Genomic DNA, 24,850 nt, shown 5'->3' on the forward strand with positions numbered 1-24,850 from the left:
TGGAACGAATCTGAGTTTGATTTGCCAACCATTATGTCAGGAATGCCAAGCTGTTTTTCAATAGTTTGTGCTTTCCTTCACAAATCAATCATAACCCCTTTTTCCTGTTTTGTGCATGACCATCCTGTGAATTCCCTCACATCCTTGGTAACGTTTACATCTATTGCGGATTCTCCTTTTTCATCGTTTTGCTCTATGTACGAAGACGTGTGCGATTTGTCACACTCGCATTTTCGTGACTTGATAGCCATTTCATCATCTTGTATTCTGATATGGGGTACATATTAAGAGCTACCACTAAAGGAGGACACTTGAATGTCAGTTGTACAGGAAATGCTAGCCTTCAACGAGCGATTCGTCGCCGAAAAACAGTATGAGCAGTTCGTCTCGGATAAGTTCCCAGACAAAAAGGTCGTCATCCTGACGTGTATGGATGCCCGCTTGACGGAGCTCCTCCCACACGCACTTGGTCTTAAGAACGGGGATGCGAAGATCATCAAAAATGCCGGTGCTATCCTCTCGCACCCATTCGGTTCCGTCATGCGCTCGATTCTCGTCGCATTGTATGCCCTTGGCGCTGAAGAAGTCGTCGTCATCGGTCACCACGACTGTGGCATGAGCACGATTGATCCTAACCACATGATCAACGAGATGAAGGATCGGGGAATCGACCAACAGATTCTTCACACGCTTGAAGTATCAGGTGTTGATTTGAATCAATGGTTGCGTGGCTTCACGTCAGTTCAAGAGAGCGTCGCTCACTCGGTCAGCCTCGTGAAGAACCATCCATTACTACCACCTGGGACGAACGTCCACGGACTCGTCATCGATCCGGGTACTGGTAAGCTCGACGTCGTCGATTGCTGATCACTCTCTATAGAAGAAACGCAAATAGATTCGGATATTCTACTCCGTCTTAATTTAAAAATAACGTGCCATATTTTCTCGTAACGGAGAAGGATGGCACGTTTTTCGTATGAGTCATTTTCAGTGTTCAAAACGCTTCTCACTTCATGCTTCGGGGTATAACAGAATGTAACTTCTTGTGGAGAGCTAAAAAAGCGTATCATTCATCTTTCGATTACGAGGTCAGACTTTTACTCTTGACAGCATTCCAACATGGCTGTAAGATACTTTAGTATAGTGCAGTGATAACAAAAGAAAGTGTGGTTTTATTGAATGATAAACGCCGTATTGTTTGCCGTCTTTTTACTATTTATTTTAGCGATCTTCCGCGTCCACATCGTGCTCGCGATGGTCATCAGTTCGTTTGCTGGTGGTCTCGTCGGTGGTCTTGACCTGACTGCGACGACAAAAGCATTCTCCGGTGGTCTTGGTGACGGAGCAGAAATCGCCCTGAGCTACGCGATGCTCGGTGCATTTGCCGTTGCTCTTTCGAAAACAGGCTTACCGGATGCACTCGCTCACTCTTTGATTGCGCGTTCGCGTGGTAACGCAAGTGCCGCTTCCGTCAAAAAATTAAAAGGATTCATTTTGTTCGCGATTCTGTTACTTGCGATCAGTTCACAAAACGTGTTGCCGATCCACATCGCGTTCATTCCGATCATCATTCCGCCGCTCCTTGGTCTCTTCTCTCAGTTGAAGATCGATCGACGTCGGATAGCGATCATCATGACATTCGGTCTTGTGACACCATACATGTTCTTACCAGTCGGATTCGGAGATATTTACCTCAATCAGATTCTACTAAAGAACTTGAAGGCAAATGGTCTCGATACTGCTGGAGCTTCCGTCATCGAAGCGATGGCGATTCCAGCACTCGGGATGGTCGTCGGTCTCTTGATCGGTCTATACTCATATCGTAAAGAACGGACATATGAGATGCGTGACATCGCACCGGACGATTATGAAATCCCAGTCATCACGAAAACGAAGCTTGTCTTAAGTGGTATCGTCGTCATCGCGACATTGATCGTCCAACTGCAAACGGAGTCGATGATTCTCGCTGCAACAACTGGTTTGATCCTCTTCTTGCTGCTTCGTCTTGTTCGTTTCAGTGAAGCAGATGACGTCATTACACGCGGTATGCGCATGATGTCATTCATCGGTTTCGTCATGATTTCAGCGAATGGCTTCTCGAACGTCTTACGTAAAACGGGCGATATCGAGCCCCTCGTCGAAAACTCGAAAGCGTTGATGGGCGATTCACAACTCGTTGCTGCCTTCGTCATGCTCTTGATTGGTCTTCTCGTTACAATGGGTATCGGTTCAAGTTTCTCAACCGTTCCAATCATTGCTGCCATCTTCGTTCCACTTTGTATCCAGTACGGATTCAGCTTAGAAGCGACGATTGCAATCATCGGTACAGCAGGTGCGCTCGGTGACGCGGGTAGCCCGGCGTCTGACTCGACACTCGGACCAACGAGTGGTTTGAATGCTGATGGTCAGCATGATCACATGCGAGAAACGGTCATTCCGACGTTCCTGCACTACAATATTCCATTACTCATCTTCGGTACGATCGCTGCGGTCGTATTATAAAAACAAGACGGATTCGCTGTCATCGCGGATCCGTCTTTTAAATTGTCTCCGTTTTTTTCCTTTTCATTTCGTCCTCGGTTCTCTAAAATAAAGGAATGAACTGATACAAAGGAGTTGTCTAACGTGTTATCTCAAGTCGTCAACCAGATTTTACTTTCGCTTGCCGATCTCGGATATTTCGGCATCGCCCTCGGGTTGATGATTGAAATCATACCGAGTGAAATCGTCCTCTCTTACGGTGGATTCATGATTTCCCAAGGAACGATCGGCTGGCCGCTTGCTATCGTCGCTGCCGTCATCGGTGGATTATTCTCGCAATTATTCTTATATTGGTTCGCTCGCTACGGCGGTCGTCCCCTTATCCTGAAATACGGGAAGTATGTTTTGATTTCAGAACATCATCTCGATCTAGCCGAGCGTTGGTTCTTAAAGTACGGACAAGGCGTCATCTTTGGAGCCCGTTTCATCCCGGTCGTCCGTCATGCCATCTCGATTCCGGCAGGTCTTGCCAAGATGGATCAAACGAAGTTTTCTCTTTATACGGTGCTTGCGATCATTCCGTGGTCGATCTTGTTCCTGTATCTTGGTGAAACGCTCGGAACGAACTGGCGCTCGATCAAGGAAGTGGCTGCACCGTACACGAACGGTGTCCTAATCGCTGCCGTCGTCTTGATCATCTTCTATGTCATCTACAAACGCCGTCAACGAACAGTTTGAACAACTAGCAGTCTGTCTGACGACGGACTGTTTTTTTAAACAAACAGGAGGTCCTGCCATGCTCACATCCCCACTTGCTCATTTTCCGTTACGTCGTTTGACTGCATCCTATCGGGCGGGTCATCCTGTCGCGACCGGAATCACCGTCGACGGACATATTTTAATCGTCGAAGAAACCCTCGACGAAGCACGCAATGAACACGTCCTTTCCATTCATCAATTGAAGGATGATTGGCGTAAGACGACGATCGTTAAAAAAAGCGAAATTGATTTTTCGCTCGTCGATCGATTTCCGGATGGACGTTTGTTACTCGTCGCTTCCCGTTGCGATGATGACGTAGACGGAACGTGGTTGCCGAATGCCTTTATTTATGATGTTCAGGGAAATCTAGTCAATCAATTTTGTTTAGATGATGGGATTCAAAACATGCAAATCGATGAACGAGGGTGGATTTGGGTCAGTTATTTTGACGAAGGTGTCTATGCTGACGCCGTAACCAGTTCAAATGGTGCCTTTGGTCTCGTCGCTTTTGACGATACGGGCGAAGTAAAATATAAAAACCGTCAATACCCGATTGATGATTGTTACGCCTTAAACGTCTGTTCATCAAAAGAAATCTGGTTCTTCTACTACTCTGATTACCGTTTCATTCGTATCGATCAAGAGGAAGATCTCGTCTGTGAGGCACCTACGATCGCCTTTTCTCAGTTCGCTCGGTACGACGATTTTCTGCTTGCCGCAAATTCTGATGAAGCACATTTACTCGAACGGAAAGGTACGCTCTTTGAAAGTGTTCGTTCGATTCGATTCATGACAGAACAGGGAAATACCCTGTCAGGTGACCTTACAATGCGTAATGACTTGATCGTAATAGCGACCTCGGAACACCTATATTTCGGGAGACTCGGTCAGCGACTTGTCTCTCTCTTAGCAGGCAAATGAAAGCCATTACACAGTTGTTTCATAATCTTTTTACTTTTGAAAACCTCTAACACAAATTTTCAAAAAGACTAGCGAGTTCTATCTGAGGATAGTATACTCAGCGTTATAGTTATTCGGACGAATTGTCTGAACATTATGACGTCACAGAATTTTTTTGGGGGAAATGATGAGTTCGAATTTGAAACGAGATTTAACAGCACGACAGGTACAAATGATTGCACTCGGAGGAACGATCGGGGTCGGTCTTTTCCTTGGAGCATCGAGTACAATTGCTTGGACGGGACCATCCGTCTTACTCGCGTACATGCTAGCAGGAGTCTTTATCTTTTTCATCATGCGGGCACTTGGTGAGATGGTCTACACCCATCCTCACAGTGGTTCGTACGCAAAGTTCGCAAACGACTATATCCATCCAGCAGCTGGTTTCTTGACAGCAAGCAGTAATATCTTCAACTGGGTCGTCGTCGGGATGAGTGAAGTCATCGCTGTCGGGACATATTTACGCTTCTGGTGGCCGGAACTACCGACTTGGATTCCAGGCGTCGTCGTCATCATTCTCTTGACGCTCGCGAACCTTGCTTCCGTCAAGATGTTCGGTGAGCTTGAATTTTGGTTCGCCTCAATCAAGGTCATAACGATTCTTCTAATGATCGTCGCCGGACTTGGCATCATCTTCTTTGGTTTAGGGAATGACGGAAACCCGGTCGGCTTCTCGAACCTTTGGGCGAACGGTGGATTCTTCACAAATGGTTTCACCGGCTTCTTCTTTGCGCTCTCGATCGTCTTCGCCTCTTATATCGGTGTTGAGTTGATCGGCGTGACAGCTGGAGAAACGAAAGATCCAGAGAAGAACATCACGAAGGCGATCAATGGTGTCGTCTGGCGAATCTTGATTTTCTACGTCGGATCCATCTTCATCATCGTCACGGTGTATCCGTGGAATGAGTTGTCGGATCTCGGTAGTCCGTTCGTTGCGACATTCGCCAAGGTCGGTGTCACGATTGCTGCCGGTATCATCAACTTCGTCGTCATCACGGCCGCTTTATCCGGTTGTAACTCCGGGATCTTCAGCGCAAGCCGGATGATCTATGCATTGGCTGAAAAAGGACAAGTGCCGTCCTTCTTCTTAAAGGTCAACAAACGCGGCATTCCATTCTACACGGTCTTCGCGATTTCAATTGGGATTTTCTTCGGTGTCATTCTTGATATCACCTTGCCACTCGTTCTCGGGAAGGATACGAACATCTTCGTGTATGTCTACAGTGCTTCGGTACTACCAGGGATGGTACCGTGGTTCGCGATTTTAATCAGTCATATCCGGTATCGTAAACTCGAAAGTGAACGGACAGCCTCACATCCGTTCAAGATGCCCGGTGCGCCAGTGACGAACTATCTATCAATCGTCGCGCTGGTGACAGTGCTCATCGGGATGTTGTTCAACGATGAGACACGCGTCTCGATCTTAATCGGAGTCGCTTTCTTGATCTTAAGTACGGTCTATTACATCGTAAAAGTACCGAAAATCGAAAAATAAACGTCTGTCTCTCCTCTCATGACCGCATGAGAGGAGTTTTTTGATGGAGATGATTTTCTATATTGACATTGAATAATATTCATGATAGATATTTTTCGCGAACGCTTAAACCCTTAAGACGTCGTAACATTCTTGATTTCAATGCATAAAGCTGTATTTCATCTACTATTTTTCTAATAAATAGATAAATTTTCAGAATAAATAGTCTTTTCATTCTAAGTGCATTTTCATGTTTCGAGTTCGTTTGAGCGGGAATATTCTTACCATAAACATAATATTTCATGTGTAGAACAATCACGTTAAAACAATTTAACGACAGAAAGGAGAGGTGTAACTTGAACGGATTCAATCGTTTCCTACTCGTCCTGATCGGCATTCTCGGTTTAGTCAGCGTCGGTCTTCTTGAACTCGGCGTCTATGATGTTCCACGACTCAGTCCTTTGATTGAACAGTGGCAAGATCAACAATGGTATAGCTACACGATTTTATCACTTGGTGGCTTCCTAGCATTCGTATTTGTCATTCTATTATTCACTGGACTACTCAGTCGTTCAAAAGGACAACGTCTCCTGATTCAAACGGGTGACGGGAATATCACGATCTCTAAGCAAACGATCGAACGAACGGCACTCGAGTCGATTCGCGGTATCAACGGCGTACGTTCGCCACGCGTCAACGCAGACATTCACTCGAAAAAAGAAACCGTCGCGTTAGAAGTCGACTGTTCCGTCTTTGGTCAAGAAGGCTTGCCGACAATCGGCAAAGACATTCAAGAACGCGCCAAGAACGCGGTCGAATCATTGCTCGAACTACCTGTCACAAAAACACGCGTCCGGATCAGTGACACGAAGACAAAAACGTCTGAACGCGTCGTCTAAGATACGAGAGGAGCAAGATCATGAAAACGAGCGAATCACTTCGTCCGTATCGCTACCGTCTACTCGGCGGGCTAGTCGGACTGATCCTCGCCACCTTGTTCTTGACGATCGGTTTTGGACCGACGTTGTTGATCATCGTATTCGCAACAATCGGTTACTTGATCGGTCAGTGGCGGGATAATGCGCTTGATGTCGAGGGCTGGATTCGATTCTTTCAACGGGATTGAGCATAGCATACAGAAAATAAAAATCACTTAACTCACACTAAAAGGAGAGATTTCTCATGGCTAACGAAATCAACACTAAACAAAACGAAAACGAAGTAGTACGCGAAAACAAACTCACATTCGAAGATCAAGTCATTAAAAAAATCGCCGGTATCGCATCAAATGATGTCAAAGGTATCCTCTCAATGAGCGGTGGCTTCATGAGTGGATTGACAGATCGTTTCCGGAGCTCGGAAGATATCACAAAAGGCATTGACGCGGAAGTCGGCGAACGACAAGTCGCACTCGGCTTAAAAGTCATCGTCGAGTACGGCAAAAACATCCCGTCGATCTTCCAAGATGCTTTAACGAAAATCAAAAAATCAGTCCATGATATGACAGGACTCGATGTCGTCGAAATCAATATGCATGTCGAAGATGTCATGACACGTTCTGAGTTCGACGCAAAAAGTAAATCGTCGAAAGAAGAGGAAGAAAAACGCGACATCAAGTAATCACAAGTAAACTAAAAGCTGGAAACGGAAAATTCCGTTCCAGCTTTTTTTTTATTCAAATTCTTTTAAAATGACTGCTTTATTCAGAACGTCAAACACGTGCGTCTCTTTAGCATTCTTCGTCTCAATCTCACGCAGTCGCTTAAGTATGAAAGAACGCTCTTCGCCGTTCAAAAGAGGTACGAGTAAAGCATAGACGGAGCTTGATTCGTCTTTCATCGTCGGTGTTGCTGTTAAACGGTCGTAACGCGCGTATATTTTCCTGTTCTTCAATTCTTTAGAGATGAACGATCGAAAAGACGCGTCTGATTCACCGGTCACGCCTACGCGTAATCGTTCAATCAAGACTTGATCAATCATATTCACGACTTTGTCATCTGCCCACTTTGATTCATCTTGATTCACATAGTATAGTTCTGCCGTGAACGGTCCCTCTCGTTTCGCTTGAGCCACTCTTTCTTTTGCGAAATCGAGTAATTTCAATCGTTTCAGCGCTGGTGGTTCTAAATAATTCAAATGGAGTACATCCGTCGCCTGTTGTAAATCCCAATCGTAAAAGTCAACGATTTTACCGTTTATTCGTTGCCGCTTGAGTAAGGTTGTCTCGATTCGGCTCGCAAGCTTTGAATAGGTCGGTTCATTGAATTGTTTGCCAGCTTTCATTAATGTTTCCGATATACGAATGTCGTCAATCCATGCATTCGTTGCCGTATTCTCACCCAACTCCCATTTGATGTATACATCTGATCCGCGTTCAACTAAAAAATGATTGTTTAGTATCTGTACTTGTTCTTGGAATCGCTCTTCATCATCGATCAATAATACATATTGCATATACTGACCCAGACTCTCCGACAGACGTTGGGCATCTGAACGATCATAAGCACGAATGATACCGTCTTGCATATAGTCCCCTTCTACTTGTTGAACGATATCATCCTCTTGTTTTTGCACGAAATACCAAACTTCCCCCGCTAACAAAATGATGAGTAGACCAATCCCTAGTCCTTTTTTCATGACTCAATCTTGACGCGCTTCGTCTTATCCCAGACGATGACCTCTTTGCGTACCTTACTTTTGAGATATGCATACATTCCACGGAATAAAAGAATGACGAATAATTGGGCGTAGGTAAAATACATGATCAACCCAACGAGGACATTCTTCGGAGTGGCAGTTCCTTCGAGTTCTTGCGCCGCTAAAATTTGGATCGTATAGACAAGATACGTCATGAACCAAAACATGATGAGTGGCGTCGTCGCCTCATCGAAAGCATAACCAAATAGTCCGAGAATCAAGACGATATCAGAGATTAACAACAAGAAGATGAAGAGGAGGTACGTCATGATATGCTGCAAGGAATGAACGAGCGTGCTTCCTTTCCAAAAATCTCGTGTCCGAAGTGATTTTTCTAATAGATAAATGTTTCCGAGCATCCAACGCGTCCGTTGCTTCATGTATACTTTCATCGTTTCCGGCTCTTGTTCCCATGTCTCCGCCTCGTAGACGACAGGAAGTGTGTAACCGAGTGCCGTGATCCGCATCGTCAATTCCGCATCCTCTGCCAGTGCATACGGATCATATCCACCTAACTCTTCGATGACATCCCGTTTCAACAACATGTTCGTCCCTGCTAACGATCCCGTCTTGAATGCTTTCCAGCGACCACTTTGCATGATCAGCTGAAACACTTGAAATTCGATCGCAATCATCCGCGTCAGCAGGTTCGTCGTTGCATTGATCGTCTTGACGATTCCAACCGCTCCACACGCATTCTTTTGGGTCACTGCTTGTTCGACAAGTCGTGTCACAGTGTCCGCTTTCGGTTGATTGTCCGCGTCAAAAATTAAGAAGTACTCGGAATCCGTGATCGATAGCCCATAGTTCAGGACACGTGATTTTCCGATTGGTTCACCTTTTGGAACATGGATGTAATGGACTCGACTGAACATCGTCGTAAATTCCAGAGCAATCTCCTGCGTCTCATCCTGCGACTGATCATCGAGTAAAAATACATCGAGTTTTCCTGGATATTCGATCCCCATCATCGCCTCGAGTGTTTGACGCATGACGATGCCTTCATTATGTGCGGGGATCAGAATAGCGACAGATGGATACTCTGTTAAAGTGACCGGCTGTTTTTTTCCATAGCGATCGAGAATGCCGGCAATCGTCAGATAAGAATAATACAGTAATAGTAACCAAAAAATCGCCATGATGATGTTCAAAACGAGATTCATTGATCCACCACCTTCCGTTGCTTCAACGTCTCCTCCACAGATGAACGTACAGGAAGAACTTCGACCTGAAACGGAAAATCAAGTACCGTAAAGCGTTGACGGAGTTCATCCTCATAACGTTGCCATGCAATCTCCGCACCACTATGATCGGTATTTTGTAGAAAGATGATGAATTCCTGACGGTTTCGTTGCGACATGACGTCATAATGAGCACGAAATACCTTTAGTCCAGCATTAGTTAACTGTTGCATGATTGTTTTCTTGTTTAAACTAGCGTATGGAATCTGAAGATGAAGCAACATATTTTGTTCTTGACGACGATTCGCTCCCGCAATCAAGAAATCCGTTCGGTCTAAAAATTCACTGTAAGAGAGCAATTGAGGTGACGCGGAGAACCCTTCAAGTAAAGCAACCCGCTTTTGAAGCGATACATTCTCTTCGAACACACTCCGTAACTGCCGTAAAAACAACCAGTATAAAAAGACACCGACTGAGGATAAGAGGTGTTGTCCGATGTAGGACAACTGTTGCTCGTTTGATGCTTCGTTATACCACGATAAAATGAGATAGAGAAAACCCATCATAAGAACATAGCTGATCAATATCAAGAAATTTTTTCTTCCATTCAAGAGCGTCATGATGATCAATACGGGAACCAATAAGAAATGAAGGATCGATGTTGTGATGTCAAACGTCATTTGATACAAGACAAGAACAGTAGCCAAGAGACCTACTAATAATAGAAGTGACAGCGCATATCGCCTCATTGAACCCCTCCTCTTCAATCGTCGAATCCTCAACTGTATACCCTTAAATTGGATAAGACTATCCTATTTTTTCAATGCCCCACGTGCGTTCAACGCAGCAAAAATCACCATCGCAATGCTAAGAACAGCAGCGACGATCAAACCTTGCCAGTAGACTGACCAATCGATTTCAGGACGGGTCAACACACTACGCATCCCTTCCATGATATAGGTCGTCGGATTGATCGTCGCAGCAATCTTGAGCCATTCGGCTTCAATCAAGTCTTTCGGGACAAACGTCGTCGACAGGAAAATCAGCGGGAAGAATAAGAGCGTTCCAGCTTGAGCAGATTGTGCGTTCCGTGTCTTCAAAGCGACACCGACCGAGTAACCGGCAAAGGCGAGACCAAAGCCAAGAGCGAGTAAGATTGTCAAGAAAAAGCCGCTGACACCGACTGGAATCGATAGACCAAGCAAAAAGGCCATCCCGAAGATCAGTAACGTTTGAACGAATAATTGCAGCATCCCGGCAAGCATCGGTCCGAGGACGATGGCGGTCCGGGAGACCGGTGTCAATAAGAGTCGAGCGAAATAACCACTCTCGATATCCTTGACGAGCGCTTGACCCGCTCCCCCTGCTCCATCAACAGCACCTGAGACGATCGAAACAGGCAAAATGAAGTTCAAATAATCGACGCCGTCGAACTGCGGTAAATTTGAGATTCCGGAGAGACCACTCGTTTAGACGAGCAGGAAGAAGACACTGATGATTAAGTTCGGAATGAAAGAAAACGGATTACGCAACGTGACGAGTAGACTCCGCCGCATCAAAAACCACGTTTCTCGAATCATGTCACGATTCCTCCTTATAAGCTTGTCCGGTCAAACGAATGAAGACATCATCAAGTGACGGTTGTTTGACGACCAGTGACGTCGCAACCATCTTCCGTTCATCGAGAAAACGGACGACCGCGCGCAGTGTCTCCGTTCCCCGCGAAGGAATGACGAGACGGTCTTTTTCCTGACGACCGGCAAACGTCTCTAAGACGATTCGTTCGTTCTCTTTTTCCGCAAGTGTCAATTCGATCCGCTCTTCTCCGTTTGCTGCTTTCAGCTCAGCTGCCGTCCCTTCGGCAATCAGTTGCCCTTCATTGATGATCGCGATCCGGTCGGCTAGCTGATCGGCTTCTTCCAAGTACTGTGTCGTCAAAAAGATCGTCGTTCCGAACTCTTCGTTCAGTCGCCGGACCTCGTTCCAGATTTGCAGACGACTCGCCGGGTCAAGTCCGGTCGTTGGTTCGTCGAGAAACAAGACGGTCGGTTGATGGACGAGCGTCAACGCTAGATCAAGCCGTCGTTTCATCCCGCCGGAGTAAGTGCCTGACCGACGCTTGCCGTCTTGATCGAGTCCGACGAGTCGTAGTAATTCTTCTGCCCGTATTTTTGCTTCCGTCTGACTTAATCCGAATAATTTTCCTTGTAGGACGAGTAATTCAAGCCCGGTTAAATCCTCATCGATGCCGGTATCTTGCAAGGCGACCCCGATTTGCAAACGGACTTGTTTTTCCTGTTTGACGACATCAAATTCTTGAATCATCGCCCGACCACCGGAAATCGGAATCAACGTCGTCAGCATCTGGACGGTCGTCGACTTTCCAGCCCCGTTCGGTCCTAAAAAAGCAAAGATTTCTCCTGCCTCGACATCGAATGAGATGCCTTTGACGACATCCTTCCCATCGTACGTCTTCGTCAAATTCTCGACATGAATCATCTTCATTCCTTCTTTCCTTGATTTCAAAGTCATGTCCAAGATTTTCCCGTTTTTTCTGTTCTCGAATCAAAAAAAAGACACCTGATTCGGTGCCTTGATTCAAGCTTTAACGATTATGCTACAATCTGATACACACCATACAAGACGCTGGCGGATACCATGAGAGTCGTGACGAGCGACACCAGCATCACCGTTAATCCGATTCCTTTTAATCGAACGGCTCGTGCTAACGCGAGACTAAACGAAAGCACTGTACCACTCGCAAGTACAATCGCCCCTGCGAATGACAATGTAGGATTGATCCATGCATCTCCGATGACGATCCATCCATAAGTGATACAAACAAAAAGAACGGTCATAATGAGCCATCGCCTTGCTGACACGTTTTTCAACATATTGGTTTCCTCCTAATTTACTTCTACATACTTGTTCGCCCTTTCCCATTAGATTCCTGTTACTAAAAAATCGTGCCTCCTGCTGTCAGGAGACACGATTCACTTATGACGCTACTTGCCATTTCTCTTTTAATTGCTCCATCTCTTCTTGACCTTCGTGCGATTGCATCCACAGATTGAAGACATCAACGACGTCCCCTTCCGACTCTCGGACGAGGTAACTCTTCTCCGCCGGAATCCATTTTTCTTGAATTCTTGGTGCCGCAAGTCGTTTGTCGAGCGCTTCATAATGAATCGCCTCGACCGTATCGGTGATCATGACATCGACTTCGCCCGATGCGACTGCATGCGGGATTTCGAGATTTTGTTCATACATGACGATGTTCGCCTTCGTGAACGTTTTACGGACGAACTGTTCATTCGTTCCCCCTGGATTTAGACCAATCGTCACGTCTGGACGATTGATTTGTTCGATCGAAGCAAGCCGTTTAGCATCTTCTTTACGGACGAGCGGTGTCTTTTGGAATGACAGATAACTCGACGTGAAGTCGCCGATGATCTCGCGCTCGATGTTTTTCGTCACACCCCCGACGACCATATCGAATTTCCCGCTAGCAAGATCAGCAGACAGCGTGGGCCATGTCGTCGGGACGAATTCGACGTCGATGCCGGTCGTCTTCGCGAAAGAACGGATCACTTCGATATCGAATCCTTCGTACTCGTTCGTCTTTTGATTCAAGTAGGTGAATGGTTTGTAGTCCCCGGTCGTTCCGACGACGATTTTTTTCGTCGCAAAGACGTTCTTCGCTTGTACACGTTGTGGTTGCTCCGTTTGCCATAGCGTCAGTAAGCTCGCAAATAAGACGCCACCTCCGACGACGATCCATCCCCATTTACTCATGTGCTCCCGCTCCTTTCGCTCCGACCGTCTCACGTGTCGAGACGATGTTCCATTTTTTCTTCAATTTTTGAACTTGTTCTTGCCCCTCTGCACTTTCAATCCAGACCCGGAAGACATCTCCAAGCTGTTTTTGATCCGGTTTCATCAAATACGCCATCTCGGCTGGTTCCCACGCCTCTGTCAGTTTCGGCACCGCAAGATCGAGTTCTGTCGCGTAATGCAACGCCTCGATGTCGTCCGTCACCATGACATCGACTTGTCCACTTTGGACGGCTTTTGGAATGTCCAAGTTGTTCTCAAAGACGGTCACATCTGCCTTCGAAAAATGCTTCTTCACGAACGCTTCGTTCGTGCCACCCGGATTGACACCGATTTTGACTGCTGGATCATTGATTGCAGCGAGCGAATTCAAGCGTTCGACATCTTTCTTCTTTACAAGCGGTGCTTTTTGAAAGGAGAAATACGACGATGTAAAGTCTCCGACGACCTCGCGCTCGACTTTCTTCGTGATGCCACCGACAGCGATATCAAACTTGCCTGATTTCGTATCCTCCGATAATGTCGGCCATGTCGTCCTGACGAACGTCACATCAAGATTTGCTGCTTTGGCAAACGCTTGGATGACATCGATATCAAAGCCTTGATAACGATTCCGTTCCTCGTTCCAGTATGTAAAGGGCTTATAATCCCCCGTCGTCCCGACGACCAGCTTGTGGTCTTCGAAGATGTCATGTGCTTTGGCATCCGTCTGTTGATTCCAAATCGTCCAAGAGGCAACGCCTGTCAAAACAAGTCCTGCCAGTAGCCATGGTTTCTTTCTCATCGTATCTCTCCTTTCTGTTTCGTCGTTGCCCATTCACCGAATATTGCTACAATTTAACCCAAATGATTTTCGGTGTGGGTAATAGTCAATATCCTACCACACTTACACGTGATTTCAAGATAATTTGATGATTTTATGCATAAAAGCATTAAAAAGATATTTTGATGACGGTTACAGTTCTACAAGTCGTCTCTCTTTACAGAATCCCTTCGTCTTTTCCATACTGAAACAGAATCATCAAATCGTGAAATGGAGGAATGGAACATGAGTCAGATTTTCATCATTGGTGCAAATGGTAAAGTAGGTCGTCACGCTGCTCGCTTACTGCAGGATTCGGAGCACGATGTCAAAGTAGGATTACGTTCCAAGGACCAGTTCAGTGATTTTGAGAAATTAGGTCATACCCCGGTCCATCTCGATCTGGAAGCGAACGTCGCGACGATCACTGATGCATTACAAGGATCAGATGTCGTCATCTTTACGGCAGGATCCGGCGGTCACACAGGAGCGGACAAGACGATGCTGATCGATTTCGACGGTGCTGTCAAAGCGATTGAAGCAGCGGAAGCAATCCATGCAAAACAGTTCATCATGGTCAGTGCCTTGAATGCCGATTCGCCGGAAACATGGTCTGACAGCATGAAGCCGTATTACATTGCAAAGCGCTACGCGGATCGTGTCCTGAAGGAATCGTCACTTAACTACACGATTCTTCGCCCAGGCGGACTATCCGATGAAGCTGGCACAGGAAACGTCACGACGGATCCGTCCGAGCAAGCAACTAAAAAAATTCCACGTGAAGATGTCGCACGCGTCATTCTAGCTGCAATCGGTCACGACAAGGCGTCGAAGCAAGTCGTCACACTGCTCGAAGGTGACACACCAATCAACGAGTTATTCTAATACAAAAGCTCACGTCTCCATTTTCGAGTCGTGAGCTTTTTTGATGAAATCACCCATTGGTGAAGTTGCAGATACGTCGTCCACATCGTTTCAACAATCATCGGTAATGAAAAAAACTAGTAGTTTCCTCGCTAGCTCGGATTCCGATGTTTAATCCTGCTCCGCGATGGCACGCAATCCACGTAACGTTTGAATTTTACGTTCGTGGCGTTGCATTACGAATGAGAGACCCGTCACGATCGCGAGATTGAACCAGATCATCGTGTCGGTAATCGGATTAAACAAATTAATGAGCACTGCAATGATATTAACCAAAAAAACGACTTTGTAGAGTTGCAAAATCCGATGTTCGTGATGGATTTGTGAATCAAAGTCCGAGTACAAATGAAATGGTTCATCCGATGTCCGTTTTCTTAAGAAGACCCAGCGGAACGATGTATCCACGACTTCGATGCCCATCTCTTCCAAAAACGCAAAGTAATCCTGCGACTTCGGATGCTTTGGCATGTTTTCTAATAACTCAATTCGATACGTGTACATACCAGGTTCACCTTTGATGAATACATAACGTCCGAGTCGAAACTGCTGTAAGTACCAGCCGTTGTTAGCCATCTCGTTTAACCACACTTCTTCTTTCGCATAATCAGCGTAAAAGCGATAGACCGTTTTACTGCTCACCTTGATCCACTCCCATCGTTTCTTGTCCATGTCGCACGAGTTCTTTTAATCGATCTAGTTCTACCTGTAATCTCTCCCGCCCCTGATTCGTCATGATGTATTCTTTCTTTCGCCCTGCTTCTTGCTCGATCGCTTCAATCCACCCTTTATCGACCAGACTGCTGAGTGCGCCGTACAACGTACCGGCAGCTAACTTGACCCGGTTGTTGCTCAACTCCTGGACGAATTGCATGATGCCATAACCATGACGGGGTTGTTGAAGTGAAAGTAAAATATAATAGACGGCTTCTGTTAATGCTGTCTCATGGACTGTTCTTGCCATTTTCCCACTTCCTTATTCCGTCTTCCGTTATATCGTCTCCCGATATACTAAAAATATCCTATTTTTAACGATTTGACAACAAAAAAACGTGATGATTCCTAAATGAATAGGATCATCACGCTACATGGAACAACATTATGACAAACATTTTTTGATATGTTGATAGTTCTTATTGCCACCTGATAAGTTGCATACATCCGTAAATCCAAGATTTTTCAAGACGTTTTGCGCAGCATTTCCGGTTACCCCTTTGTTGCAGTAGACGATCGTTGGTAACGTCGGATCCAATTCCTTCGCGCGTGTCCGTAATTCACCGAGCGGGATATGGATCGCTCCATCAACATGATTTTTTTCGAATTGGGCTTTCGAGCGTGTATCGATGATTTGGAACGACTTCCCACCCGCAACTTGGTCGATCAATTCATTCGGCGTCATCAAACGCGCTGTTTTTTTGATGGCATTATCGAGTGCCATTCCCGTATAGAGAACGGGATCCTTCGTCGTCGCAAACGGTGGTGCGTAGGCTAAATCGAGATGGAATAAATCCTCTGCCTTCGCCTTAAAGGTGATTGCCGTCGCTAGGACATCAATCCGTTTATCGACACCTTGCGGACCTACGATCTGGGCTCCGAGAACTCGTCCTGTTGCCCGATCAGCAATCGCTTTGATCGTCATCTCTTTCCCGCCCATGTATTCCGGACGATCTGGTTTGATGTTATGCAAGACTTCGATGTCATAGCCTGACTCACGCGCTTCTTTTTCCGTCAAACCTGTTTGAGCGACCGTCAAATCGAATGCCTTGAAGATACCCGTCCCTAAGATCCCACGGTGCTCCGCTTCTTCTCCGGTAATGACCATGCCAGCAATCCGTCCCATCTTGTTCGCTGTTGACCCAAGCGGACGATAAAGTGCTTCACCCGTGATGACGGAGAAACTCTCCGCGACGTCACCGACTGCGTAGACATCAGCTACATTCGTCTGCATGTGACGGTTGACTGCAATCGCCCCTGTTTTACCAAGCTCTACACCGATCTGCTTCGCAAGACCCGTGTTCGGCTTGACGCCAACCGATAAAATGACGAGATCGGTCTCGATCGTTTTTCCGCTCTCAAGGGCGACCTCAGAAACACGTGCTTCTCCGTTGAATGCTGTCACGGATTCGCCAAGCAAAAGGGATACTCCTTTATCTTTCAAATGATCCGCTACACGTTCTGCCATATCGCGATCAAGTGGCGGCATGACTTGCGGCAAACGTTCGACGAGCGTGACTTGAATGCCCCGATACGTCAATTGCTCTGCCATCTCGAGTCCGATGAATCCTCCGCCAACGATCGTTGCCGTCTTCGGATCATGGGCATCAATGTAGGACCGGATCGCGTCGGCATTGCGGACATTTCGAACCGTAAAGACATTCTCATGCTCAACGCCTGGAAGCGGTGGAACGATACTAGAAGCACCGGTTGCCAACACTAACGTATCATACGTGTCCGTGAATCGATCCCCTGTCAGGAGATTGACAATGGTAGCTGTTTTTGTAGCATGATCAATCGACTCGACTTCGTGTTGTGTGTGAATATCGATGTTATACCGTTTTTTAAAGAAAGCAGCATCGCGTGGTGTCAATTCATCGATGTCAGCGATCTCCCCACCGACGAAGTAGGGAATCCCACAACCTGAATACGAAATGTCCTGATCCCGATCATAAATCGTGATTTGCAACTCTTCACTGTTACGACGTGCTTTTGCTCCTACGGATGTTCCCGCGGCCACTGAACCAATAATCATCAATTTCATCTTTCGTTCCTCCTTAAAACTCAATAAAGTACCAAGCTGATATACAAGCCAAGTAATGTGATGGCAAGTGTCGGGATCGTCAGAATCGTTCCAATCTTAACGTATTGCCCCCAACCAATCTTCACGCCTTTCGTCCGAAGCACGTGTAACCAAAGTAATGTCGCTAGACTACCGATTGGCGTGATCTTCGGTCCAAGATCAGATCCGATGACGTTCGCATAGATGAGCGCTTCTCGAATCGTTCCAGTTGCCTGGCTCAAGTCGATCGCAAGGGCATCGATCATGACGGTCGGCATGTTATTCATGATCGACGACAAGATAGCAGCCAAAAAGCCCATACCAAATGTTGCAGCTGCTAAATTCGTCGCAAAGCCATCAATGATGTCAGCGAGCACTTGCGTCAATCCGGCATTTTGCAGTCCGTAGACGACGATGTACATGCCAAGAGAGAAGAAGACGATCGCCCACGGTGCACCACCGATGACCTTTTTCGTCGGTACGCTCGGTGAACGGCGTGCCATCAATAAGAAGAACAAGGCGATGATTCCAGCGACAAGACTGACGGGAATGCCGATGACGTCACTCGTGAAGTATCCGACGACAAGCAAGAGGAGCACGAACCAAGATAACTTGAACATCCGTTGATCCTTGATCGCTGTCGCGGGTGCGACGAGTTGCGCGACATCATAATTCTTCGGAATACTTTTTCGGAAATAGAGATACAAGACGATCAGACTGCCTACGACAGAAAAGAGATTGACGAATACCATTCGTGACGCATACTCCGTAAACCCGATGTTAAAGAAGTCTGCTGAGACGATGTTGACGAGGTTCGAGACGACGAACGGTAAACTGGCTGTATCGGCAATGAATCCGGAAGCGAAGACGTAAGCTAGAACGACATAATCCGGAAGTTTCAAGTGACGAACCATCGCGAGGACGATCGGTGTCAGAATCAAGGCTGCCCCATCGTTCGCAAATAAAGCCGCAACGACAGCACCGAGCAATGTCATGTACACGAATAGTTTGACACCACCACCTTGTGCGATGCGTGCCATGTGGAGTGCCGCCCATTCGAAGAACCCAATCTCATCAAGAATCAATGAGATGATGATCAGGGCGATGAACGTAAAGGTCGCATTCCAGATGATGCCCCAGACCGTCGAGACATCATCGAGGTTGACGACTCCCGTCAATAGCGCAACGAGCGCCATTCCCATCGCGGAGTAACCGATGCCGAGTCCTTTCGGTTGTTTGATGATTAAGAATAAGGTGATCAGAAAAATTCCGATCGCTAGTAAATGTGTACCGGTCAATGCGTTCACTTCATTTCTGTATTAAATTTCAAGTGGTTTTGTTAACGATTCGTCATCCTTGAACGTGTCATTCAGAATGGAATATCATTTTAATTCCCCTGCCTTACTCGGGCTAATCCATTTCATCCATGGTGTTAGCAACTTCTATCCGGGATGTTCGGCGTGTCCATTTCTGCTAAAATCGTCAATAACAACTTGTATTGCGGGTGATCTGGATTGATTCGAAAATAAATCCATTGTCGTTCACGTCGTTCCAAGATGAGATGGGACTGACGCAATAATTTTAGATGACGACTGACTGCAGGTTGCGAAATATCAAACATTTCGACGAAATCACAGACACAATGTTCCCGAACGTGTAGTCTTCGCAAAATTTCAAGACGTGTTCCATCGCTCAGTAGCTTTAAGAACTGACTCATCTCTTCTACCCGTTTTGCTGTCTCGATCACTGGAGAGTCCTCCTTTCTCTTAAACGTATAATCCATGCCTGATACAGGAGCGAAGTTATCTTTTTCGCTTTTCACATAACCATATTATTATATAACCTTTTTGTTATGCAATGATTTTTTCATAAATCTATCTCAAATAAAAAAATCGCCATCCCATTCGATGACGATTCTTCTTATATTCTTCATGCAACAACACGTCGTGCTTGTCGTTGCTCCCTCCAACTCAGCACTAAGCACGTTATGATAAAACTACCGAAACAAAGCAGGGATAAATGCAACACTTGCGTACCGATGGATCCATTCATGAATAACAATCGACTGAATCCAGCCACGGCATTCGGAACAGGTAAGAACGTTCCGAGGGATTGATAAAACGGTGCCAGCATCTTCGCCGGCACGATGTTTCCGGCAGTCATCAACTGGAACGGAATCAACGCAACATTGACGAGTGGAGCAATCGGTCCAAATATCGCAAAGTTCATCTGCGTGACGGCGATACAGGTCGCGACGACAAGGAGTTCAAACGCCCATAGTTTGATGAATGGTGTCGTAATATCCGTTAATACATGCGCCACGGAAACGAGTAGCAATGGAACAACCAGAAGAACGATCCCGTGTAATAGTTGGCGACTCCAAAATAGGGACCAGATCGAATGACGCTTACTTAAGATCGTGCTGACGAGATTGAATTGAATTCCCATCGTCATCGTCGCGATATAGATGACGAACCCGAGGACGAGTGGCAGCATCGACAAGGCAAAATCTGAGACGGCATGCTCCGTGACGACCGACGTCGTGAACGTTGGCTCACCATTCAACTGTTTGCCGATCGTTTCCGTTGCCCGCTCGAGAATCGCATTCGCGAATTCGGCATTCGTCTGGCTGACGTGTGCCGTCAGTTGACGCGTTGTATCATCCTTTTGTAGAACGAGATCGACTTCATTGGCATCGAGTGCTTCCAACCCTTTCGCTTCGTTCGGAACTGCTTGGACCGTGAACGGTGCTTCTTTTAGTGATGTGACGAACGGGTCGTTCACTTCGCCAACGACACCGACGTTCAATTGATCGAGTCGTTCCGTCGTTCCTTCGTAACCAGTCATCCAGACGACGAGGAACAAGAGCGGGACGACAATCGCGAAGACGAGTCCCACTTTCGTTTGTGTCATTGACCAGACATCTTTCCATGCTTTCATATTACGATCTCCTTTTATATGCATTACTTATAATATCACGTGCAACTATATGTCCGAAGGAAAACCATTCACGTCACATTCCGGTGAATGGTCTCAAGTGTTTCCTTTAATTGCTCGATTTGCTCTCGCGAGAGTCCACGGAACGCTTCGAGTTGTAGCTGATCGAGCTCTGGTCCGAGGCGATCGACGATATCGCGTCCTTCTCGTGTCATCAAGAGCAGAACCGCTCGTCGATCCCGGGGATCCGGCGTTCGAACAATCAATTCTTTTTTACCGAGCTTATCGAGAATCTTACCAATCGTCGTTTGATCACGTTCTGTCACGAGTGCCAGTTGCTTTTGCGAAACACCATCTTGTTTAGCGAGTTCGCTCAGGACAGAAAACTGCTCTGGTGTCAGTCCGAACGCTTCCATCCGTTTAGCAGCAGCACGTTTGAACGCATAATAACTACGGGATAATTGCATGCCAAGCGACCATTCCGATTCTTTCATCCCATCATCTCCATATAGTTGCACTACTTATTATTTATTCACTATACCTGAAGAAGAACAAGTCCGTCAACGGTCTCATTTTGCCTGGCGTTGACGAATCCCATCGATATGCGCTTGTTGCGTGGCACGATCGACTTGTGAATGAACCCCGAGTTTTCCCGCGATCGTATCGACTTGACTCGGTGTCAACGCCTTTTCTGTCGCGAGTTGCTCGATCGTCTTGCGAAGGACATTTCGTTTCAAGACATGGACATGAGCTGAATCGACGGTGATCTTTTTCAGTTCACAGCGTTCGCTGAAGACGATCAAGGAATGAAAGAGCGCGGGATCCGTTTCTTCTAAGAAGCGTTGCATGCTTTTAAGATGTCCTTCATTTTGTTTGATCGGATTATAAAACCGTTGTTTGAAGCGATTCTGGAACTGCTGCGTCCACTGACGGTCCTGCTCGCGTCCGAAAATCCACCCGCTGTAGTTTTTCGATTCGAGTACATAGATGCCACTTTCATGAATGAACGTCACATCGATCTCCGTCGTTCCTTCTCCACGCGCACGTGGTAAGTATGTATTAAAAACATAAGTGCCGTATCCGGAAACTTGATCGAGTTGACGTGTCGTCAAGTATTCGCCCCATTTCCCTTTATCACGAACGATTCGTAAAAACGGTTCGCGCGTTAAACGATAATAACGACTACTTTGATACGAACTGCGTTTTACGAAGAAAAACAGACCAAACGTTCCGAAGAAGAACAGTACCATGATCAGTCCGATTTGAATCAAGAGCGGTAAAAATGTCACTAACACATTATCCACTAGATTCATCTCCTTTCCATATTAACCCTTTATTTTCCACTATATCAGCATAATCAATTTCTGCACCATTTTCCACTATTTGTTATAGTGACTATCCTATGGTACGGTGAAACAAAGGAAGGTGTTCTCCATGGATTCTGTCGTCACGTTCGCACCACTAATCGTCTTATTCTTCATCTGGATGTCCTTATCACAAAAAGCAGACGAAGCGAAACGCCGCCAACAAACGATTCTGAAGAAGTTACAACGGATCGAAGAGCACCTCGGTCTGAATGAGGTGTCACTAGAAGAAGCAGCGTTACAAGTCGAACTGGTTCAGTTGCTTCATGAAGGAAAGACGGTTGAAGCTGTCAAACGCGTTCGAGAGACGCTCGGATCGTCTTTGCTCGAAGCAAAACAATACGTCGATCAACTAAAAAATGAGCACGGACTATGATCAAAAAGACCATCTGACAGCGAAGTTCAGATGGTCTTTTTCAACTATGTATTCATTTATATGCATCAAGTATCAACGAAGGAAATCTTATCTATTCTGCATTACGGGGATCATATCGTTTCGAACGGAAAATGATACCGTCTGCGCCGTCCCAATCCGCTTGATGGAACACCCCATTCTCATCAAAATATTCGAGAAAACGTACCTGAAACCCAGCTTCTTCGAATACGTTCCGTAACGTTTCGTACGTATAGACGATTTTGTGACTCGCTGCCGGATGGTCAACTGGACCAGGACCACCGACTTGGACGATTGCTTGGTATGCCTCATCCCGAAAATAACCGTCCGGCACTGCACAACGAACGTATCCTCCTGGTGCAAGGTATGCATAACAATGACGTGCCGCGTCAATCCCTTCTTCGAATGTCAAATGCTCCCAGACATGTTCCGCAAGAATCGCTTGCAACGTGTCGTTCGAACACAATCGTTCCCAATCGGAACGATTGAGCAAATTCAACTCATCTTCTTGTGAATGATACCAACCGGGATTGTTGTGATACGGTCCTACTCCAATGACGATACATTCTTTCATGTATCTTCTCTCCTTTCAGTTACGTTTTAGCATTTCTTGTTTTCCGCGACCATCCCTGCTTTCGATAAAAAAATAGACGACGGATTCTCCGTCGTCTATTGCTGTTAATCCCGCGCCGCGAGGCGATACAAGAGATCAAGTAATTCGATATAGAGCCAGATGATCGTCACGATCAATCCGAATGCCGCGACCCACTCCATCGACTTCGGAGCACCAGCGCGAACTTGTTGCGAGATGAAATCGAAGTCCATTACGAGTGACAAGGATGCCACGATGACGATGACGAACTGAACGCCGATCGCAACCGGTGAGCTACCTGTCATGAATGGGAGGTCGACACTGAATAACGCTAGAATCAAGTTGACCGCATACAAGACGAAAATCGAGAGAATCGCTGCTGTGACCGCAGAACGGAAACGTTGCGTCACTTTAATCATCCCGGTCGAGTAGACGAACCACATCGCAAACGCAACGACGAATGTCGCAACGACTGCCTTCCCGACGATTCCTGGGTACATACTTTCGAACATCAACGATAACGCTCCTACTGCCACACCTTCAACGATTGCATAAACCGGAGAGAGGACCGGAGCTGTTGCTGGTTTGAACGTGATGATCAAAGCAAGGATTAGACCGATGACCAGTCCACCGATTAAGGCTGGAAACAAAAATCCTTGGTTTTCTGCGAGGAAGAACCAACTGCCCCCTGCTGCTGCTGTGACGAGAGCGAGCATCAAGAAAATCTTGCTCATCGTCCCGCTTTTTGTCATTGGTCGTTCTCCGACACGTGCCGTATCGAATCCGCGACGCAATGCCGGGTTTACTTTAAAACGTGAAGCCATTGCTTTCACTCCTTTTTGTGATTCTGTTTTCTACTACGAAGGTTTCCCGAAAAAGTTTCAAAATAACCATTGATCAAGCGCTTTTAATTGCAACATGACGACTGGGATCGAGGCTTTGGCATCGATGCGGTAAGATTTCGCTTGTCCGATCAGACCGGACGTGACGAAATCGGCACTTTCTAACCCTTCACCGATCGGACCGAACGCATCACTATCGATTTGGCGATGTCGGTAATGAATGAATCGTTCCGTCGATCCTTCTTTGACTTTACAACCATCCTCGACGTCCGGACGATTTAACCCGTATTCCGCATAATGCCAGACGGTCGTCGTATCCCAAGGAGAACCAATATGCAGAATTTGACCGTCCGCCTCGATGAAGCGTTCGATCGGTGAACCGGGACCGAAGCCATTTTCTAATGTATGATCAGCAACGAACGTCGTCGCATCTTTCCCCCAAGCAGTCACGGACCACATCGGATGATTGCTTCGAACGACGCCGGGATATGTCCGGAAAACTTCCGGAACACGACCGATGCCGCGCGTGACCGTTTTTGCCGGATCATATGCCGGCATCTCCCGACGAATCGTTTCCCACCATTCTTCAGGCACAGCCGGTTGGCTCCAGTTCTTCGGATCCGAATTATCGGTACTTTGCGCCGGCATCATAATCAAGCCTTCTGTCGTGACGACTTCCTGTAAGGCCTCGATCAACGCTTGTACGCCGCCGGGAATCCAGCCGATTTGTTTAAGTGACGTATGGACGAACAATTTCATGCCGGGCGTCACACCTAATTCGCGTAACGCCTCTTTGATTTGTGATTTCGTGACCATGTTTCGTGTTTCCATCGAT

Annotated in this window: 29 protein-coding genes; 10 read left to right on the forward strand and 19 right to left on the reverse strand. The window is 46.5% G+C overall.

All coding sequences use genetic code 11. From position 1 onward, the window contains the following. Positions 1 to 315 precede the first annotated feature (315 nt). The 8 genes from KNQ14_RS08365 (at position 316) to KNQ14_RS08400 (ending at position 7,295) form a co-directional block, all read left to right on the forward strand. A complete protein-coding gene (locus KNQ14_RS08365) occupies positions 316 to 867 on the forward strand; it encodes a beta-class carbonic anhydrase (RefSeq protein ID WP_035397969.1) in 552 nt (183 codons plus the stop codon). Positions 868 to 1,182: 315 nt separating this feature from the next. Beyond that, positions 1,183 to 2,502: a Na+/H+ antiporter family protein gene (locus KNQ14_RS08370; RefSeq protein WP_214860862.1), complete on the forward strand. Its 1,320-nt coding sequence runs from the start codon at positions 1,183 to 1,185 to the stop codon at positions 2,500 to 2,502. Between the two features lie 123 nt (positions 2,503 to 2,625). Then, the gene (gene uptA, locus KNQ14_RS08375) at positions 2,626 to 3,219 is read left to right on the forward strand and encodes an undecaprenyl phosphate transporter UptA (RefSeq protein ID WP_023467894.1); all 594 of its coding nucleotides are present in this window, start codon (positions 2,626 to 2,628) and stop codon (positions 3,217 to 3,219) included. Between the two features lie 58 nt (positions 3,220 to 3,277). Continuing rightward, positions 3,278 to 4,162 (forward strand): hypothetical protein, encoded by an 885-nt coding sequence (locus KNQ14_RS08380; RefSeq protein WP_214860628.1) that lies wholly within the window; start codon positions 3,278 to 3,280, stop codon positions 4,160 to 4,162. 163 nt (positions 4,163 to 4,325) lie between these two features. Further along, complete coding sequence (locus KNQ14_RS08385) at positions 4,326 to 5,696, forward strand: amino acid permease (RefSeq protein WP_214860630.1); 1,371 nt, start codon at positions 4,326 to 4,328, stop codon at positions 5,694 to 5,696. Between the two features lie 335 nt (positions 5,697 to 6,031). Beyond that, positions 6,032 to 6,574, forward strand: coding sequence for an alkaline shock response membrane anchor protein AmaP (gene amaP, locus KNQ14_RS08390; protein WP_214860632.1), 543 nt, complete (start codon positions 6,032 to 6,034; stop codon positions 6,572 to 6,574). A gap of 20 nt (positions 6,575 to 6,594) precedes the next feature. Next, the gene (locus KNQ14_RS08395) at positions 6,595 to 6,801 is read left to right on the forward strand and encodes a DUF2273 domain-containing protein (protein ID WP_214860634.1); all 207 of its coding nucleotides are present in this window, start codon (positions 6,595 to 6,597) and stop codon (positions 6,799 to 6,801) included. 56 nt (positions 6,802 to 6,857) lie between these two features. Further along, positions 6,858 to 7,295: an Asp23/Gls24 family envelope stress response protein gene (locus KNQ14_RS08400; protein WP_214860636.1), complete on the forward strand. Its 438-nt coding sequence runs from the start codon at positions 6,858 to 6,860 to the stop codon at positions 7,293 to 7,295. Between the two features lie 51 nt (positions 7,296 to 7,346). Here KNQ14_RS08400 and KNQ14_RS08405 read toward each other — a convergent pair whose 3' ends face one another. The 8 genes from KNQ14_RS08405 to KNQ14_RS08440 form a co-directional block, all read right to left on the reverse strand. Next, entirely contained in the window at positions 7,347 to 8,312 is a 966-nt protein-coding gene (locus tag KNQ14_RS08405; protein ID WP_214860638.1) for a hypothetical protein, read from the reverse strand. Continuing rightward, positions 8,309 to 9,535, reverse strand: a complete 1,227-nt coding sequence (locus tag KNQ14_RS08410) for a glycosyltransferase family 2 protein (protein WP_214860639.1) — start codon at positions 9,533 to 9,535, stop codon at positions 8,309 to 8,311. Before KNQ14_RS08410 ends, KNQ14_RS08405 begins: the two co-directional genes overlap by 4 nt. Beyond that, positions 9,532 to 10,302: a hypothetical protein gene (locus KNQ14_RS08415; RefSeq protein ID WP_214860640.1), complete on the reverse strand. Its 771-nt coding sequence runs from the start codon at positions 10,300 to 10,302 to the stop codon at positions 9,532 to 9,534. The genes KNQ14_RS08410 and KNQ14_RS08415 overlap by 4 nt, the downstream gene beginning before the upstream one ends. A gap of 63 nt (positions 10,303 to 10,365) precedes the next feature. Then, positions 10,366 to 10,968 carry an ABC transporter permease gene (locus tag KNQ14_RS08420; protein ID WP_251138345.1) on the reverse strand — a complete coding sequence of 201 codons (603 nt, stop codon included), beginning with the start codon at positions 10,966 to 10,968 and terminating at the stop codon, positions 10,366 to 10,368. A 166-nt stretch (positions 10,969 to 11,134) separates the two neighbouring features. Continuing rightward, entirely contained in the window at positions 11,135 to 12,052 is a 918-nt protein-coding gene (locus KNQ14_RS08425) for an ATP-binding cassette domain-containing protein (RefSeq protein WP_214860641.1), read from the reverse strand. Positions 12,053 to 12,165: 113 nt separating this feature from the next. Then, a complete protein-coding gene (locus KNQ14_RS08430; protein WP_214860642.1) occupies positions 12,166 to 12,447 on the reverse strand; it encodes a hypothetical protein in 282 nt (93 codons plus the stop codon). 103 nt (positions 12,448 to 12,550) lie between these two features. After that, positions 12,551 to 13,348: a transporter substrate-binding domain-containing protein gene (locus KNQ14_RS08435; RefSeq protein WP_214860644.1), complete on the reverse strand. Its 798-nt coding sequence runs from the start codon at positions 13,346 to 13,348 to the stop codon at positions 12,551 to 12,553. Further along, positions 13,341 to 14,171: a transporter substrate-binding domain-containing protein gene (locus KNQ14_RS08440; RefSeq protein WP_214860646.1), complete on the reverse strand. Its 831-nt coding sequence runs from the start codon at positions 14,169 to 14,171 to the stop codon at positions 13,341 to 13,343. The genes KNQ14_RS08435 and KNQ14_RS08440 overlap by 8 nt, the downstream gene beginning before the upstream one ends. Before the next feature lie 264 nt (positions 14,172 to 14,435). Here KNQ14_RS08440 and KNQ14_RS08445 point away from each other — a divergent pair, with 264 nt between their 5' ends. Then, a complete protein-coding gene (locus KNQ14_RS08445; protein ID WP_214860648.1) occupies positions 14,436 to 15,074 on the forward strand; it encodes an SDR family oxidoreductase in 639 nt (212 codons plus the stop codon). A 150-nt stretch (positions 15,075 to 15,224) separates the two neighbouring features. On the opposite strand, the gene KNQ14_RS08450 is transcribed toward KNQ14_RS08445, so the two are convergent. From KNQ14_RS08450 to KNQ14_RS08485, 8 genes are all read right to left on the reverse strand, one after another. Then, a complete protein-coding gene (locus tag KNQ14_RS08450) occupies positions 15,225 to 15,752 on the reverse strand; it encodes a DUF2812 domain-containing protein (RefSeq protein WP_214860650.1) in 528 nt (175 codons plus the stop codon). After that, on the reverse strand, positions 15,742 to 16,074 hold the full coding sequence (locus KNQ14_RS08455) for a PadR family transcriptional regulator (protein ID WP_214860652.1): 333 nt from the start codon (positions 16,072 to 16,074) through the stop codon (positions 15,742 to 15,744). The genes KNQ14_RS08450 and KNQ14_RS08455 overlap by 11 nt, the downstream gene beginning before the upstream one ends. A gap of 135 nt (positions 16,075 to 16,209) precedes the next feature. Then, positions 16,210 to 17,868, reverse strand: coding sequence for an FAD-dependent oxidoreductase (locus KNQ14_RS08460; protein ID WP_214860653.1), 1,659 nt, complete (start codon positions 17,866 to 17,868; stop codon positions 16,210 to 16,212). Positions 17,869 to 17,888: 20 nt separating this feature from the next. Next, positions 17,889 to 19,193 carry an arsenic transporter gene (locus KNQ14_RS08465; RefSeq protein ID WP_214860655.1) on the reverse strand — a complete coding sequence of 435 codons (1,305 nt, stop codon included), beginning with the start codon at positions 19,191 to 19,193 and terminating at the stop codon, positions 17,889 to 17,891. Positions 19,194 to 19,318: 125 nt separating this feature from the next. Next, on the reverse strand, positions 19,319 to 19,633 hold the full coding sequence (locus tag KNQ14_RS08470; RefSeq protein WP_371743342.1) for an ArsR/SmtB family transcription factor: 315 nt from the start codon (positions 19,631 to 19,633) through the stop codon (positions 19,319 to 19,321). Between the two features lie 182 nt (positions 19,634 to 19,815). Next, positions 19,816 to 20,826, reverse strand: a complete 1,011-nt coding sequence (locus tag KNQ14_RS08475; RefSeq protein ID WP_214860659.1) for an ABC-2 transporter permease — start codon at positions 20,824 to 20,826, stop codon at positions 19,816 to 19,818. 68 nt (positions 20,827 to 20,894) lie between these two features. Continuing rightward, positions 20,895 to 21,317, reverse strand: a complete 423-nt coding sequence (locus KNQ14_RS08480) for a MarR family winged helix-turn-helix transcriptional regulator (RefSeq protein WP_023467873.1) — start codon at positions 21,315 to 21,317, stop codon at positions 20,895 to 20,897. Positions 21,318 to 21,392: 75 nt separating this feature from the next. Continuing rightward, the gene (locus KNQ14_RS08485) at positions 21,393 to 22,127 is read right to left on the reverse strand and encodes a nuclease-related domain-containing protein (protein ID WP_214860661.1); all 735 of its coding nucleotides are present in this window, start codon (positions 22,125 to 22,127) and stop codon (positions 21,393 to 21,395) included. Between the two features lie 130 nt (positions 22,128 to 22,257). On the opposite strand from KNQ14_RS08485, the gene KNQ14_RS08490 reads away from it, so the two are divergent. Then, positions 22,258 to 22,563: a hypothetical protein gene (locus KNQ14_RS08490; protein ID WP_214860875.1), complete on the forward strand. Its 306-nt coding sequence runs from the start codon at positions 22,258 to 22,260 to the stop codon at positions 22,561 to 22,563. A gap of 91 nt (positions 22,564 to 22,654) precedes the next feature. Here the strand turns inward: KNQ14_RS08490 and KNQ14_RS08495 are convergent, their stop codons facing one another. The 3 genes from KNQ14_RS08495 to KNQ14_RS08505 all read right to left on the reverse strand — a co-directional run bounded on the left by KNQ14_RS08495 (position 22,655) and on the right by KNQ14_RS08505 (position 24,846). Continuing rightward, on the reverse strand, positions 22,655 to 23,155 hold the full coding sequence (locus KNQ14_RS08495; protein ID WP_214860662.1) for a class I SAM-dependent methyltransferase: 501 nt from the start codon (positions 23,153 to 23,155) through the stop codon (positions 22,655 to 22,657). A 104-nt stretch (positions 23,156 to 23,259) separates the two neighbouring features. After that, positions 23,260 to 23,997: a Bax inhibitor-1/YccA family protein gene (locus KNQ14_RS08500; protein WP_214860664.1), complete on the reverse strand. Its 738-nt coding sequence runs from the start codon at positions 23,995 to 23,997 to the stop codon at positions 23,260 to 23,262. A 57-nt stretch (positions 23,998 to 24,054) separates the two neighbouring features. Further along, a complete protein-coding gene (locus KNQ14_RS08505; protein WP_214860666.1) occupies positions 24,055 to 24,846 on the reverse strand; it encodes an AAC(3) family N-acetyltransferase in 792 nt (263 codons plus the stop codon). Positions 24,847 to 24,850: the final 4 nt, after the last annotated feature.

The sequence above is a fragment of the Exiguobacterium sp. s161 genome, assembly GCF_018619045.1.
In the GTDB taxonomy this organism is placed as follows: Bacteria; Bacillota; Bacilli; order Exiguobacteriales; family Exiguobacteriaceae; genus Exiguobacterium_A; species Exiguobacterium_A indicum.